The sequence below is a fragment of the Pseudomonas sp. S3_C06 genome, assembly GCF_054667675.1.
The window spans coordinates 3346147-3359267 of the sequence record NZ_CP162747.1; the positions used below are offsets into that span (position 1 = coordinate 3346147).

12 protein-coding genes are annotated in these 13121 nt (G+C 61.3%); 3 read left to right on the forward strand and 9 right to left on the reverse strand.

Features of this window, described 5'->3' with window-relative positions:
* Nucleotides 1-23 precede the first annotated feature (23 nt).
* The gene (gene rloA2 / locus AB4N44_RS14850) at nt 24-527 is read right to left on the reverse strand and encodes a retropepsin-like aspartic peptidase RloA2 (RefSeq protein WP_007909997.1); all 504 of its coding nucleotides are present in this window, start codon (nt 525-527) and stop codon (nt 24-26) included.
* Between the two features lie 257 nt (nt 528-784).
* On the opposite strand from rloA2, the gene AB4N44_RS14855 reads away from it, so the two are divergent.
* Nucleotides 785-1672 carry an acyltransferase gene (locus tag AB4N44_RS14855; RefSeq protein ID WP_150749700.1) on the forward strand — a complete coding sequence of 296 codons (888 nt, stop codon included), beginning with the start codon at nt 785-787 and terminating at the stop codon, nt 1670-1672.
* 1 nt (nt 1673) lies between these two features.
* Here AB4N44_RS14855 and AB4N44_RS14860 read toward each other — a convergent pair whose 3' ends face one another.
* Nucleotides 1674-2231 (reverse strand): DUF2780 domain-containing protein, encoded by a 558-nt coding sequence (locus AB4N44_RS14860; RefSeq protein ID WP_095112740.1) that lies wholly within the window; start codon nt 2229-2231, stop codon nt 1674-1676.
* Between the two features lie 150 nt (nt 2232-2381).
* Here AB4N44_RS14860 and AB4N44_RS14865 point away from each other — a divergent pair, with 150 nt between their 5' ends.
* Together AB4N44_RS14865 and AB4N44_RS14870 are read left to right on the forward strand one after the other, a co-directional pair.
* Complete coding sequence (locus AB4N44_RS14865) at nt 2382-3017, forward strand: sigma-70 family RNA polymerase sigma factor (protein WP_150749701.1); 636 nt, start codon at nt 2382-2384, stop codon at nt 3015-3017.
* Nucleotides 3014-3688 carry an anti-sigma factor gene (locus tag AB4N44_RS14870; RefSeq protein ID WP_127930045.1) on the forward strand — a complete coding sequence of 225 codons (675 nt, stop codon included), beginning with the start codon at nt 3014-3016 and terminating at the stop codon, nt 3686-3688. The genes AB4N44_RS14865 and AB4N44_RS14870 overlap by 4 nt, the downstream gene beginning before the upstream one ends.
* A 254-nt stretch (nt 3689-3942) precedes the next feature.
* On the opposite strand, the gene fdhA is transcribed toward AB4N44_RS14870, so the two are convergent.
* From fdhA to AB4N44_RS14905, 7 genes are all read right to left on the reverse strand, one after another.
* The gene (fdhA, locus tag AB4N44_RS14875; RefSeq protein WP_034155015.1) at nt 3943-5142 is read right to left on the reverse strand and encodes a formaldehyde dehydrogenase, glutathione-independent; all 1200 of its coding nucleotides are present in this window, start codon (nt 5140-5142) and stop codon (nt 3943-3945) included.
* 153 nt (nt 5143-5295) lie between these two features.
* On the reverse strand, nt 5296-6153 hold the full coding sequence (gene purU / locus AB4N44_RS14880) for a formyltetrahydrofolate deformylase (RefSeq protein WP_008086918.1): 858 nt from the start codon (nt 6151-6153) through the stop codon (nt 5296-5298).
* Nucleotides 6154-6367: 214 nt separating this feature from the next.
* Nucleotides 6368-7000: a sarcosine oxidase subunit gamma gene (locus AB4N44_RS14885; RefSeq protein ID WP_038363195.1), complete on the reverse strand. Its 633-nt coding sequence runs from the start codon at nt 6998-7000 to the stop codon at nt 6368-6370.
* Nucleotides 7001-7143: 143 nt separating this feature from the next.
* On the reverse strand, nt 7144-10161 hold the full coding sequence (locus AB4N44_RS14890; RefSeq protein WP_460108598.1) for a sarcosine oxidase subunit alpha: 3018 nt from the start codon (nt 10159-10161) through the stop codon (nt 7144-7146).
* Nucleotides 10158-10487: a sarcosine oxidase subunit delta gene (locus tag AB4N44_RS14895; protein ID WP_007913119.1), complete on the reverse strand. Its 330-nt coding sequence runs from the start codon at nt 10485-10487 to the stop codon at nt 10158-10160. The genes AB4N44_RS14890 and AB4N44_RS14895 overlap by 4 nt, the downstream gene beginning before the upstream one ends.
* A gap of 14 nt (nt 10488-10501) precedes the next feature.
* Nucleotides 10502-11752: a sarcosine oxidase subunit beta gene (locus AB4N44_RS14900; RefSeq protein ID WP_003206307.1), complete on the reverse strand. Its 1251-nt coding sequence runs from the start codon at nt 11750-11752 to the stop codon at nt 10502-10504.
* 20 nt (nt 11753-11772) lie between these two features.
* Nucleotides 11773-13026, reverse strand: a complete 1254-nt coding sequence (locus AB4N44_RS14905; RefSeq protein ID WP_008086924.1) for a serine hydroxymethyltransferase — start codon at nt 13024-13026, stop codon at nt 11773-11775.
* Nucleotides 13027-13121: the final 95 nt, after the last annotated feature.

Sequence of the window (13121 nt, forward strand, 5' to 3'; positions counted from 1 at the left end):
TTACGTCAATGAGACCACTTGGCTCAGCAGTCCGGCTTGTCGGCCGTGAAGCGTCGCGCCGGGTTCACCGCTGCGCCGAATTCGCGCAAGGCTTTGGCACCGATCAGCAACGGGTAATTGAAGTTGCTGCGGTCGGTCAGGTTGACCTCAACGGTACGCTTGACGTTACCCAGGCACAGCTCCAGATCGACCACCGGGCGTTTGGCGACTTCGGTGCTTTCACCCTCGTCCTCTTCGTCCGAGCGGCTCTTGATCTTGCTGATCCGCGCGACCTTGTGTTCGTAGACCTTGTTGCTGGCGTCTTTGGTGCCGAGGCGGAAACGCACCCATTCGTCGCCATCGCGGGTGAAGGTTTCGATGTCCTTGGCCGACAGCGAGGCGGTCAGTGCGCCGGTGTCCATCTTGGCCTTGAGCACTTCGCCGCCGATTTCCGGCAGCGCAATGTATTCGTAACGCCCGTACAGGGTCGGCTCGGCGGCCATGACCGGCAGAGCGACGAGGGCAAACAGTGCAAGGAGGGATTTCACGTAAGGGGCTTCCTTGAGAGGTTGGGCAACGGGATTTTAGACCGTTGCGCGCTTGATCGTTCCCACGCTCTGCGTGGGCATGCATCCAGTGACGCTCTGCGTCACAGGGACGCGGAGCGTCCCGGGCGGCGTTACCACGCAGAGCGTGGGAACGATCAGGTTAACGCGACGAAAGTGAAACATTCGTCACCACCGATTTGGCCTGCCGCGCGAAGCTGCTTATCATGGCGCGCCCATCCGTTTGCAAAGAGTTGCTTATGCGCCGCCTGCTCACCGGCTGTTTCGTCACCCTGCTGCTGTTGCTCAACACCCTGATCCTGATCGGGCCGTTGCTGGTCTTTGCCCTGCTCAAACTGATCGCACCAGGCCGCTGGCGCGATTACGCGTCGGGGACGGTGATGTGGATCGCCGAGACCTGGGCCGAGATCGACAAACTGATTTTCCGCCTGTGTATCCCCACCCAATGGGACATTCGCGGTGGCGAAGACTTGCGCGGCGACACCTCGTATCTGGTGGTCAGCAACCACCAGTCGTGGGTGGATATTCCGGCGCTGATCCAGACCCTCAACCGGCGCACGCCGTTCTTCAAATTCTTCCTCAAGAAAGAGCTGATCTGGGTACCGTTTCTGGGGCTGGCGTGGTGGGCGCTGGATTACCCGTTCATGAAGCGCTACACCAAGGCCTTTCTGGCGAAGCACCCGGAGCTGGCGGGCAAGGATCTGGAGATCACCAAAGCGGCCTGCGAGCTGTTCAAGCGTCAGCCGGTGACCGTGGTCAATTATCTGGAAGGCACACGCTACACCGCCGCGAAAAGCGCGCAGCAGCAATCACCGTTCAGCCACTTGCTCAAGCCCAAGGCCGGCGGCGTGGCGTTTGTCTTGGCGGCGATGGGTGAACAACTGGATGCGATTCTCGACGTCACCGTGGTTTATCCACAGGCGAACATTCCGGGTTTCTGGGATCTGATCAGCGGCAACGTGCCGCGCGTGATCATCGACATCAAGACCCGCGAACTCGACCCGGCGCTGTGGCAGGGTGATTACGAGAATGATCCGGCGTTTCGCGAGAAGGTCCAGAGCTGGGTCAACCAGCTCTGGAACGAGAAGGATCAGCGCATCGCCGAACTGCGCGGCGAGCGCGGCTGAATCAGCTACCGGTGCCGGCGCCCCAGATACTGCCCAGGCTGCTCAGCAGCGAACCGCCGACGCCCTGCTGACCGAGGTATTGCAACAGCACAGGGGCAAACTGGCCGATCATGCCGCTGTCCATGCCCAATGCGCTGAAGGCATTGTTCAGGTCATTGGTGTCCTTGACGTTGCCCAGCGCATTCTCAAGCCCGGCGGACTTGCCGGACGAACCGAGCAAAGCCCCCAACGCCGCCAGATTGCCACTGCCGCCTGACAACTTGTCGATGCCCGGCACTTCCTTGGCCAACTGCGAATAATCGGTACTGCTCAACTGATTCTTGGCCAGCCCGAGCATCGCGCTAGTACCGCCAACGGCTTGCTCCGGAGTGACATCCAGCGCACTGAGGGCACTGAGCAAACCGGCGGTTTCCGAGGTCGGCGCCGCAGCGGCCGCCTTGTCACCGCCCTGCATCCCCGAAACCGCACCAGCGACATCGTTCAGACTGAAACCGGCAAACACCGGCCCGGCCGCCAGGGTCAGGAGCGATGCCAAGGCAAAACCGCGTGAAATCTTCATTCAGACATCCTCTTGCGCTGTGAAAACCACCCGCTGAACGGGCAGTGAAACTGCCGGTTTGACCGGGTATCCGCCGGCATGTTCCGGCGCGGCGCATCCATTTTCATCCGGCCTGCGTATATAAAACGTGAAATCCCGGACACCCTCGCGATGAATGGCACAACCGCTGTCGCTGAACTAGCCTGTGAACAGTCCGAGCCCAGCCCTCGTCGCCCGACCTTTGCCTGGAGAGTCGTCATTTCCATCGCCGACACCGATCAGCTGCGACAGTTGTTGGCCCAGTGTTCACTGGGTGATCGTCGCGCCTTCGAAACGCTCTATCGCAGCGTCGGCCCGCGCCTGCATGGCGTCGCGCTGCGCTTCATGGGCCGCGCCGATCTGGCCGAAGAAGTGCTGCAGGAAGCCTTCGTGCGCATCTGGAACAACGCCTCGCGCTACGAAGCGCACCTGTCGGCGCCGTTGACGTGGATGATCAACATCACGCGCAATCAGGCTATCGATCAATTGCGCAAACACCGCGACCGACCGCTGACGGATCTCGAACAAGATGCGCTGCTGGACGAAAGCCCTTCGGCACATGATCAGTTGAACAGCGCCCGCGAGGCTCAGATGTTGAACCGCTGCCTTGAAACCCTCGACGGCATGCAGCGCCAGTCGATTACGGTGGCCTACTTTCAGGGATTGTCGTGCACGGAACTCGCCGAACACCTGGCCACGCCGCTGGGAACGGTGAAATCCTGGATCCGTCGTGGCATGGAACGCCTGCGTCGGTGCCTTGAATCATGAACTACCAGCCCCCTGCCCTGCGCCGCGCCCTCGCCGCCGATTATGCGATTGGCTTGATGTCATCGGCTACGCGTCGGCGGTTTGAGCAGTTGTTGCTGGATGACGCAGCATTAAGGGCTGAACTGGCGCAATGGCAGGAATCGCTGGTGAGGCTCACCGAATCTCTGCCGGAGCATCCGGTGCCCGATCGCGTCTGGCATGGCATTACCGCGCGGATCGAACCGCAAGTGCTGCATGTGCCCGAGAAGCGGCCGTTCTGGAACTGGCTACGGGTTAGCGCTGTGCTGTGTTCGATCGTGGTGCTGGTGTTCCTCGGCTCGCTGTACAACCGCGACGACGCCCGCTACCGCGCCACCCTGCTGACCGCCGATGCGCAACCGGCGCTGAAGGTCGAAGCGCATGCGGATTATCTGCAAGTCGAGCCGCTGACGCTGGCGGCGGTTGATGCGGATCGCAGCCTGGAACTGTGGGCGATTCCGGCTGACGGAAAACCGATTTCTCTCGGCGTTATTCCGGCGGGGGGCAAAGGCAAGGTTGAGTTGAACGAGGCGCAGAAAGTCTTGATCGGTAAGCCGATTGCGCTGGCGGTAAGTCTTGAGCCGAAAGGTGGTTCGCCGACCGGGCAGCCGACTGGGCCGGTGTTGTACCAAGGGGCGTTGGCGGGCCTGTAAAGCAAAGCCCCTCACCCTAACCCTCTCCCAGAGGGAGAGGGGACTGACCGAGGTGTCTGGCACCATACATCGACCTGCCACACCGAGTCGATTATGGATTCACAGCGGTATTTTCAGGTCGGCGTAAATTGTGAGCATCCCTCGGTCGGCCCCCTCTCCCTCCGGGAGAGGGCTGGGGTGAGGGTCGCTTTTGACCTGGGCTTGCAACAAAAAACGGCGACCCTCAGGTCGCCGTTTTGTATTGCGCTTGAACCTTACGCCGCACTAAACAACTTATGCGGATCAATCACAAACTTCTTCGGCACGCCCGCATCGAACTCGCCATAGCCTTCCGGTGCCTGATCGAGGCTGATCACTTGCACGCCCACCACTTCGGCGATGTTGATGCGATCCCACATGATCGCCTGCATCAGCTGGCGGTTGTACTTCATCACTGGCGTCTGGCCGGTGTGGAAGCTGTGCGACTTGGCCCAGCCCAGACCGAAGCGAATGCTCAGGCTGCCCATTTTCGCGGCGGCATCCACGGCACCCGGATCTTCGGTGACGTACAGGCCGGGGATACCGATCTTGCCGGCGACACGCACCACGCCCATCAGTGAGTTGAGCACGGTGGCCGGAGCCTCGGCTTTCACGCCGTCGTGGCCGTGGCCGCGTGCTTCGAAGCCGACGCAGTCCACCGCGCAATCCACTTCCGGCTCGCCGAGCAGTGCGGCGATCTGTTCGTGCAGCGGGGTGTCCTTGGACAGGTCGACGATTTCAAAACCCTGGGATTTGGCGTGAGCCAAGCGGATGGTGTTGACGTCGCCGACGATCACCACCGCCGCACCGAGCAAACGCGCAGAGGCAGCGGCGGCCAGACCGACCGGGCCGGCGCCCGCAATGTAAACGGTGCTGCCCGGACCAACGCCGGCAGTGACGGCGCCGTGGTAGCCGGTCGGGAGGATGTCGGAGAGGCAGGTCAGGTCGCGGATTTTCTCCATGGCCTTGTCGCGGTCCGGCAGTTTCAGCAGGTTGAAGTCGGCGTACGGCACCAGCACGTATTCGGCTTGGCCACCGGTCCAGTCGCCCATGTCGACGTAGCCGTAAGCGCCACCGGCACGGGCCGGGTTGACGGTCAGGCAGACGCCGGTGTGTTGCTCTTTGCAGGAACGGCAGCGCCCGCACGCGACGTTGAACGGTACGGAGACCAGATCACCGATTTTCAGGTTCTCGACGTCGGAGCCTTTTTCGATCACCTCACCAGTGATTTCGTGACCCAGCACCAGACCGGTCTGCGCCGTGGTACGGCCACGCACCATGTGCTGGTCGGAGCCGCAGATATTGGTGGAAACCACTTTGAGAATGACCCCGTGCTCGATCTTGCGACCGCGCGGGTCCTGCATTTTCGGATAGTCGATTTTCTGTACTTCGACCTTGCCAGCGCCGAGATACACCACACCACGATTGCCAGACATGCTTTCACCTCGCTGTTGTTTTTATGGAACCGCGTTGCCCAGGCAGGCAGCGCGTTGAATGCTCGGTAAATCAAAAGATCGCAGCCTTCGGCAGCTCCTACATGAATCGCATCCCCCTGTAGGAGCTGCCGAAGGCTGCGATCTTTTAGCGAACTAGAGAACGACCGTGCGATTGGCGTTGAGAAACACCCTCCGCTCAATGTGATACCCAACCGCCCGCGCCAACGTCAGGCCTTCGATATCGCGCCCCTTGGCAATTAGATCCTCAGGGTAATGACTGTGATCCACCGCCTCGACGCCTTGAGCAATGATCGGCCCTTCGTCGAGGTCGTTATTGATGTAATGCGCCGTCGCGCCCACCAGTTTCACGCCTTTGTTGTAAGCCTGGTGATACGGCTTGGCGCCCTTGAAGCCCGGCAGCAACGAGTGATGAATGTTGATCGCCTTGCCATCGAGCTTGCGGCACAGCTCCGGCGACAGCACTTGCATGTAGCGGGCGAGGATCACCAGTTCGGCGCCGGACTCTTCGATCACCTGCCACACCTGCCGCTCCTGCGACGGCTTGTCGTTGGGGTCGAGGGGGAAATGGTAGTAGGGAATCTGGTGCCAGTCGGCCAGCGGTTTCAGATCCGGGTGATTGGAGACGACGGCAGCAACGTCCATCGACAACTGGCCAATGCGCTGGCGGTAGAGCAAATCGTTGAGGCAGTGATCGGCCTTGGAGACCATGATCACCACTTTTGGCCGGTAGTTCGGCGCGGTCAGCTCGAAGATCATGCCGAACGCCTGCCCGCGTTCGGCTAAGCCGGCGCGGAAGGATTGCTCGTCGAAACCGTCGGGCTGACGGAATTCCACGCGAATGAAGAAACGCCCGGAGAGGCGGTCATCGAACGAATGGTGCTCGGTGACGTAGCAGCCCTGCTCGAACAGAAAACGCGTGACCGCGTCCACGGTGCCGAGGACGCTGGGGCAGTCGGCGGTCAGAATCCATGTGTCTGGGGCGCGGCTCATGGTGCGGTGACTCCTGTTCTCGTGCGGGGTGTCAGGTTTTCCCTCACCCTGGCCCTCTCCCAGAGGGAGAGGGGACTGACCGAGGTGTTCTCTCGAGCTACGCCGACCTGAAATATCGCGGCGAACTCAGGCTCGAAAACTCCACAAATCTGCTCCCTTTCCCCCTCTCCCCCCTGGGGGAGAGGGCTGGGGTGAGGGGGTAGCTCTTGATCTTTCAGGCCTGAACGCTCAACCCGTACTCAGCCGAAGCATCCTGCAACCACAACCACCAGTAATCCGAAAAGCTACGACGAATCAGCAGTTCCCAAGTGTCTTCAGCGGTATGGCGAATCATCAGCTGCGACTTGGCGAACACCGTGCCCACCGCTTTACCCACCGGGAAATTATTCGGATGCACGTCGTAGCTGGTGGATTTCATCAGCACCTGACGCACGTTCGGCCCGCTCAGTTCGAGCAATTGCTGGCCGCCGCTGACGTTGACGATCGCGATGTGCAGATCACCCAGCGCTTCGCGCAGTTTCTGTTCGGCAGCGAATTCTTCACCGCTTGGCACGATCAGCAGCCACTCATCCGGGCCCATCCATTGCAGGCTGGTCTCGCCTTTGACGATGACGCTCAGAGCGCCGGGCAATTCGATGCCCAGGGCTTTGTGCACACCGGCAGCGAACGCGGCATCGTGGCCATCGCCACGGATGGTCAGGTGACCGAGGAGTTTCTTTTCCCGCACGATCACGCCGGCGTTCTTGCGGCCCTTGCCGACCAGGCTGGCGAGGTCGGCATGGTGCAGCGACGACTCGGCCTTGGCGCCGGTGGTCGGGCGTTGTTGGTAAACATTGGCTGTGGTCATAAAGCACCTTCCTGAATTCTGTTGGTTCCTGCGGTGGCTGATCTGCCGCTTTCGCGAGCAGGCTCGCTCCCACAGGGGAACGCGGTCGAATGTGGGAGCGAGCCTGCTCGCGAATAGCCGCCCGCCCACAGTTCTTGAGGCCGTCAGATGTTCTGGCGATCCCCCTTCGGATCGAAGAACACCGAAGAAACGATTTCCGCCTCGATCACGCTGCCGTCGGCCAGCGGTGCAAACACCCGCTCACCGAGGCGCTTCAGACCGCCCTTGACCACACCCATGGCAAACGAATAACCGAGGGAGTTGTGCGCGTAGCTGGAGGTCACGTGGCCGACCATGGTCATCGGAATCGCCTGCTTGGTGTTGAACACCAGTTGTGCGCCCTCCGGCAGCCAGACGTTCGGATCGATCGGCCTCAGACCGACCAGCTGTTTACGCTGATCCTTCACGCAGTCTTCACGGTTCATGCCGCGTTGGCCGATCCATGAGAACGGTTTGGTGCGACCCACACACCAGCCCATGTTCAAGTCGTCCGGGGTCATCGAGCCGTCAGTGTCCTGACCGACAATGATGAAGCCCTTCTCCGCGCGCAGTACGTGCATGGTTTCGGTGCCGTACGGGGTCAGGTTGTACTGCTTGCCGGCCTCGACGATTTTCTCCAGCACGCCCATCGCGTAGTCGGCCTGCACGTTGACTTCGTACGACAGCTCACCGGTGAACGAGATGCGGAACACCCGCGCCGGCACGTCGCCGACCAGACCTTCTTTCCAGGTCATGAATGGGAACGCTTCGTTGCTCAGATCAATGTCGGTCACGGCGCTGAGCAGCTTGCGGCTGTTCGGCCCGGACAGGGTCATGGTCGCCCAGTGGTCAGTCACGGAAGTGAAGTAGACCTTCATGTCCGGCCATTCGGTCTGGTGGTACAGCTCCAGCCATTGCAGCACGCGAGCCGCGCCGCCGGTGGTGGTGGTCATGACGAAATGGTTGTCGGCCAGACACGCCGTCACACCGTCGTCGAAGACCATGCCGTCTTCTTTGCACATCAAACCGTAGCGAGCCTTGCCCACGTCGAGCTTGGTCCAGGCGTTGGTGTACACGCGGTTGAGGAACTCGCGGGCATCCGGGCCTTGAATGTCGATTTTGCCGAGGGTCGAGGCGTCGAGCAGACCAACGCTGTCGCGTACGGCTTTGCATTCGCGCTTCACAGCGGTATGCAGGTCTTCACCGTTTTTCGGGAAGTACCAAGGGCGCTTCCACTGACCGACGTCTTCAAATTCCGCACCGTTTTTCACATGCCAGGCATGCAGCGCGGTATGACGCACCGGCTCAAAGATGTGCCCACAGTGACGACCGGCCACGGCGCCGAAGGTCACCGGCGTGTAGTTCGGGCGGAACATCGTGGTGCCCATCTGCGGGATGGTCACGTTCAGCGAACGGGCCGCGATGGCCAGACCGTTGACGTTGCCGAGCTTGCCCTGATCGGTGCCGAAGCCCAGCGCGGTGTAGCGTTTGACGTGCTCGACCGACTCGAAACCTTCGCGGGTCGCCAGTTCGATCGCCGCAGCGGTCACATCGTTTTGCAGGTCGACGAATTGCTTCGGCGCCCGTGCGGTGTTCTTTTCATGCGGCACCTGGAACAGCGCCAGTGTTGGTTCTTCGTGACGGCTCAGGGCTTTCGGCAGCACGCCTTCGACGGTCTGAAAACCGGCTTCAGCGGCAGCGCGCACGCCACCTTCAAAACCGTCAGCCAGCGAATCGCCGAGACCGTAGACGCCATTGATGCCGCCGACGCACACGCGTTTCTGCGGTGCTTCGCCCGGTACGAAACCAAGGATGTCTTCACGCCAGGTCGGCTTGCCACCGAGGTGCGAAGCCAGGTGAACGACCGGGCTATAACCGCCGGAACTGGCAACCACATCGCAGTCGAGCCATTCGCCCGGGCTGGTCACCGAATGAGCTTTGACATCAATCGCGGCAACGCGGGCAGCGGTCACGCGCTTGCTGCCACGGGCTTCGATCACGGCACTGCCAGTGAGGATACGAATACCTTTGGCGCGGGCTTCTTCCACCAGAGCACCACGCGGATTGCTGCGCGCATCGGCGATAGCCACCACTTGCAGACTGGCGTCGAGCCAATCCAGAGCAACGCGGTAGGCGTGATCGTTGTTGGTCGACAGCACGAGTTTCTTGCCCGGTGCTACGCCGTAGCGACGCACGTAAGTCGACACCGCACCAGCGAGCATGTTGCCCGGCACGTCGTTGTTGCCGTAAACCAGCGGACGCTCGCAAGCACCGGTCGCCAGCACGACACGCTTGGCGCGAACACGGTGAATGCGCTGGCGCACCTGGCCAATTGGCGCGCGGTCACCGAGGTGATCGGTGAGGCGCTCGTGAATGGTCAGGAAGTTGTGGTCGTGGTAACCGTTGACCGTGGCGCGCGGCAACAGCAGCACGTCCGGGGTGTTCTTCAGTTCAGTGATGACGCTGGCGACCCAGTCCATCGCCGGTTTGCCGTCGAGGCTTTCACGAGAATCGAGCAGGCTGCCGCCGAACTCTTCCTGCTCATCGGCCAGAATCACTCGGGCACCGCTGCGCGCAGCGGCCAGGGCAGCGGCGAGACCGGCCGGGCCAGCGCCGACGATCAGCACGTCGCAATGCTGGTTCATGTAGTCGTAGGTGTCCGGATCGACTTCGGTCGGCGAACGGCCCAGACCGGCAGCCTTGCGAATGTACTTCTCGTAGGTCATCCAGAACGATTGCGGGTACATGAAGGTTTTGTAGTAGAAACCCGGCGGCATCAGCTTGCCGCCGACCTTGCCGAGAATGCCCATCATGTCGTTGTTGACGCTCGGCCAGCCGTTGGTGCTGGTCGCGACCAGACCTTGATACAACGCCTGTTGCGTAGCGCGCACGTTGGGAATCTGGGTGGCTTCGGTCGCACCGATCTGCAGCACCGCGTTCGGCTCTTCGGCACCGGCGGCGAAGATGCCGCGAGGACGCGAATACTTGAAGCTGCGGCCGATGATGTCGACGCCGTTGGCGATCAGCGCGGCGGCCAGCGAGTCACCCTCGAAGCCTTTGTAGCTCTGGCCGTTGAAGGTGAAGCTCAGCACTTTGTTGCGGTCGATCCGTCCACCGTTGGACAGGCGATTGGTCTGGCTCATACCTTCTCTCCCAGCGCCGTCGTGGCTGTTTTCGCCGAATCAGCCTTGTCGGTGAATTGCGGCTTGGTGCCGATCTTGTAGGTTTCGAGAATCTCGTAGGTCACGGTGTCGCGGGTGACGTTGAAGTACTGACGGCAACCGGCGACGTGATCCCACAACTCGTGGTGCAGACCGCGCGGGTTGTCGCGGAAAAACATGTAGTCGCCCCACTCCTCGTCAGTGCAGGCGCCAGGGTCGAGCGGGCGCGGAATGTGCGCCTGACCGGATGCGTGGAATTCCTCTTCGGAGCGCAGTTCGCCGCAGTGAGGACAGAAGATATGCAACATGGGGATTTCTCCTGTTAGTGGGCAACCGCAGCAGCGCCGTGTTCATCGATCAACGCACCGTTGTGGAAACGGTCGATGGAGAAAGGTGCAGCCAATGGGTGCATTTCACCCTTGGCCAGACTCGCGGCAAACACGTTGCCCGAGCCAGGCGTTGCCTTGAAGCCACCGGTGCCCCAACCGCAGTTGAAGAACATGTTCGGCACCGGGGTTTTCGAAATGATCGGGCAAGCGTCCGGCGTGGTGTCGACGATGCCGCCCCACTGACGGTTCATGCGTACCCGCGACAGCACCGGGAACATCTCGACGATGGCCTGAATGGTGTGCTCGATCACCGGATACGAACCGCGCTGGCCGTAGCCGTTGTAGCCGTCGATACCGGCGCCGATCACCAGGTCACCCTTGTCGGACTGGCTGATGTAACCGTGCACGGCGTTGGACATGATCACGCTGTCGATAATCGGCTTGATCGGCTCGGACACCAGCGCTTGCAGCGGGTGCGATTCGATCGGCAGACGGAAACCGGCGAGTTTGGCCATGTGCCCGGAGTTACCGGCCGTGACCACGCCGACGCGCTTGGCGCCGATGAAACCCTTGTTGGTTTCAACACCGATGCACACGCCGTTTTCCTTACGGAAACCGATGACTTCGGTCTGCTGGATCAAGTCGACACCGAGGGCGTCGGCGGCACGGGCAAAGCCCCAGGCCACGGCATCGTGACGGGCGACGCCGCCGCGACGCTGAACGGTTGCGCCCATTACTGGGTAGCGGGTGTTTTTCGAGCAGTCGAGGTACGGAATCTCGTCAGCGACTTGCTTGGCGTTGAGCAGTTCACCATCGACGCCGTTGAGGCGGTTGGCGCTGACCCGACGCTCGGAATCACGGATGTCCTGCAGGGTGTGGCACAGGTTGTAGACGCCACGCTGGGAGAACATCACGTTGTAGTTGAGATCCTGCGACAGGCCTTCCCACAATTTCATCGCGTGTTCGTACAGGTGCGCCGACTCGTCCCACAGGTAGTTGGACCGCACGATGGTGGTGTTGCGCGCGGTGTTACCGCCGCCCAGCCAGCCCTTCTCGACCACGGCGACGTTGGTGATGCCGTGTTCTTTGGCCAAGTAGTAAGCCGTCGCCAGACCGTGCCCGCCGCCGCCGACGATGACCACGTCGTAGACCTTCTTCGGCGTTGGCGTGCGCCACATGCGCTGCCAGTTTTCGTGGTGGCTGAGGGAGTGTTTGAAGAGGCCGAAGCCCGAATAGCGTTGCATAGTCAGTTACTCCAGAACACTCAGCGATAAACCGGGAAGTCTGCGCACAGGGCCGACACTTGCTGGGCAACATTGGCCTCGACATCGGCATCGCCGAGGTTGTCGAGGATGTCGCAGATCCAGCCAGCCAACACTTCGCACTGGGTCACCTTGAAACCGCGAGTAGTGACAGCCGGGGTGCCGATGCGCAGACCCGAGGTCACGAACGGCGATTGCGGGTCATTTGGCACGGCGTTCTTGTTAACGGTGATGTGCGCGCGACCAAGGGCGGCGTCGGCATCTTTGCCAGTCAGACCCTGACGGATCAGGCTGACCAGGAACAAATGGTTGTCGGTGCCGCCGGACACTACATCGTAGCCACGTTTGATAAACACGCTGGCCATCGCCTGAGCGTTGTCGATCACTTGTTGCTGATAGGCCTTGAAGCCAGGCTCCAGCGCCTCCTTGAAGCACACGGCTTTACCAGCGATGACGTGCATCAGCGGGCCGCCCTGGGCACCCGGGAATACCGCGGCGTTGAGCTTCTTCTCGATCTCTTCGTTGGACTTGGCCAGGATCAAGCCGCCACGTGGACCGCGCAGGGTTTTGTGGGTGGTGGTGGTGACCACGTCGGCGTACGGCAGCGGGTTCGGGTACAGACCGGCGGCAACCAGACCGGCAACGTGGGCCATGTCGACGAACAGCAGCGCGCCGACTTTGTCTGCGATCTGACGGAAGCGCGGGAAGTCCAGCGTCTTCGAGTAAGCGGAGAAACCGGCGACGATCATTTTCGGCTTGGATTCGACGGCGAGACGTTCGACTTCGTCGTAATCGATCAGCCCGGTGTCGGTGTTGATGCCGTACTGCACAGCGTTGTAGAGCTTGCCCGAGGACGACACTTTGGCGCCGTGGGTCAGGTGACCGCCGTGAGCCAGGCTCATGCCGAGGATGGTGTCGCCCGGCTGGATCAACGCCAGGTACACGGCGCTGTTGGCCGAAGAACCGGAGTGCGGCTGGACGTTGGCGTAATCGGCGCCGAACAGCTGCTTGGCGCGTTCGATGGCCAGCGCTTCGACTTTATCGACGTGCTCGCAGCCACCGTAGTAGCGCTTGCCCGGATAGCCTTCGGCGTACTTGTTGGTCAGGCCGCTGCCTTGCGCTTCCATCACGCGTTTGCTGGTGTAGTTCTCCGACGCGATCAGCTCGATGTGATCTTCCTGACGTTGCTCCTCGGCATTCATCGCCGCCAGCAGTGCATCGTCGTAACCCTGGATCTGGTCTTGCTTGCTGAACATCGCGTCTCTCCCAGCGGCATCTGTGCGCCATTCGTCTCGGTAAGGCACTGGCAATGAAGGCAGTGCCCTTTGATGCCGATGGTATGACCGGCGCA

What these genes read in the sequence shown, in the direction of transcription:
- fdhA (WP_034155015.1), bottom strand. Translation starts at nt 5,142, where the DNA reads ATGTCTGGCAATCGTGGTGTGGTGTATCTCGGCGCTGGCAAGGTCGAA.
- AB4N44_RS14865 (WP_150749701.1), top strand. Translation starts at nt 2,382, where the DNA reads ATGAATGGCACAACCGCTGTCGCTGAACTAGCCTGTGAACAGTCCGAG.
- AB4N44_RS14855 (WP_150749700.1), top strand. Translation starts at nt 785, where the DNA reads ATGCGCCGCCTGCTCACCGGCTGTTTCGTCACCCTGCTGCTGTTGCTC.
- AB4N44_RS14895 (WP_007913119.1), bottom strand. Translation starts at nt 10,487, where the DNA reads ATGTTGCATATCTTCTGTCCTCACTGCGGCGAACTGCGCTCCGAAGAG.
- AB4N44_RS14860 (WP_095112740.1), bottom strand. Translation starts at nt 2,231, where the DNA reads ATGAAGATTTCACGCGGTTTTGCCTTGGCATCGCTCCTGACCCTGGCG.
- AB4N44_RS14905 (WP_008086924.1), bottom strand. Translation starts at nt 13,026, where the DNA reads ATGTTCAGCAAGCAAGACCAGATCCAGGGTTACGACGATGCACTGCTG.
- purU (WP_008086918.1), bottom strand. Translation starts at nt 6,153, where the DNA reads ATGAGCCGCGCCCCAGACACATGGATTCTGACCGCCGACTGCCCCAGC.
- AB4N44_RS14870 (WP_127930045.1), top strand. Translation starts at nt 3,014, where the DNA reads ATGAACTACCAGCCCCCTGCCCTGCGCCGCGCCCTCGCCGCCGATTAT.
- AB4N44_RS14900 (WP_003206307.1), bottom strand. Translation starts at nt 11,752, where the DNA reads ATGCAACGCTATTCGGGCTTCGGCCTCTTCAAACACTCCCTCAGCCAC.
- AB4N44_RS14885 (WP_038363195.1), bottom strand. Translation starts at nt 7,000, where the DNA reads ATGACCACAGCCAATGTTTACCAACAACGCCCGACCACCGGCGCCAAG.
- AB4N44_RS14890 (WP_460108598.1), bottom strand. Translation starts at nt 10,161, where the DNA reads ATGAGCCAGACCAATCGCCTGTCCAACGGTGGACGGATCGACCGCAAC.